This is a genomic window from Alteromonas sp. G4i35 (assembly GCF_054960375.1).
Map to the genome: position 1 here is coordinate 1 of NZ_JBHNZD010000069.1, position 1155 is coordinate 1155.

Consider the following 1155-nt stretch of genomic DNA (forward strand, 5'->3'; position numbering starts at 1 on the left):
AAATAAGGGGCGAAGGCGTGTGGGGCATAATGGCGAAGCCGCCCCGCATGTATGCGTCCCAGCGAACGAAGTGAGTGACTTAATTTTGTTGTTATATGCCATTTTTAAAAAAAGTACCTACCGCTAAGGCATTTAAAGCTCCGATACCCAAAATAAAGTAGATAAAAGAAACTAAGTATAGTGCTGAATATTTCGGTGATTGTTTTTTAGTCTTAGCTTGATTAAAAAAGGAGAAGCCAAAAGAACATGCCCATATTCCAAAGACTAAGAAAAATAGACTCTTGATAAGTTCTTTCTCCAAAAAGAAAGAAAGTAGAATCAAAGCAGGCAGAAGAGAATAAATTATGCTCCTTAGCTTTTTAAAGTGATCTTTCTCTTTCATAGGATCTCAAATATATTTACTGGCATATAACTTTCCGATAACGGGCGCAGACACGTGGGGCATAATGGCGAAGCCGCCCGGCGTGTCTGCGTCCCAGCGAACGAAGTGAGTGTGTTAATTGGCTTGTTAGGTGCCTTTGCCACACCAAAGCTCAAAAATATCATTATCTTCTTCTATTGCAATTGAACAAGAAGCTGCACCCGTCTTCCATCTAAAATTATATTGCCCGAATTGCTCTGTGCTACTGAAGCCGAGGGCTCCTGAGAGTGTTGAACTGACTTGCTTATTTGTATAATTGAACCCTTTTTTAGAGCATTGTACAAACAGTTCATCTGTTGCTTTATGATGACTAACATCGCAGCCATTTATTTGGTTTGGTAACGAATCTAGGTCTTCTAAGAGCTCCGGAATAGTGAATTCAGAAATGCTATTTTGTTGAATAAAGAAATTAGTTTTCATCTGAGCTTGCTTGCTACAAGCTGCAAGAGAAAGGCAGAGCAGTGAGGTCGTAAATATAATTCTATTTTTCATAACATCCTTATTAGTTTGAACAGGCACCTAACTTTTCAATAACGGGCGCAGACATGTGGGACATAATGGCGCAGCCACCCCGCGTGTATGCGTCCCAGCGAACGCAGTGAGTGAGTTTATTGAGTTGTTAGGCCGTGCTGATAAGTTAGTCACGGCTATTAATAAAACGTTGTAACTCATCTGAGAAGCCACTAATTTGTTTAGCTTCTAGAAGGCCCTCTGATTTCATTAATGCAAGCTGT

At 40.3% G+C, this 1155-nt stretch carries 2 protein-coding genes; both read right to left on the bottom strand.

All coding sequences use genetic code 11. The features are described 5' to 3' along the window. Positions 1-91: 91 nt before the first annotated feature. A complete protein-coding gene (locus ACFI6L_RS20245; protein WP_462574702.1) occupies positions 92-382 on the bottom strand; it encodes a hypothetical protein in 291 nt (96 codons plus the stop codon). Positions 383-508: 126 nt separating this feature from the next. Beyond that, positions 509-913, bottom strand: coding sequence for a hypothetical protein (locus ACFI6L_RS20250; protein WP_462574703.1), 405 nt, complete (start codon positions 911-913; stop codon positions 509-511). Between the last annotated feature and the right edge of the window lie 242 nt (positions 914-1155).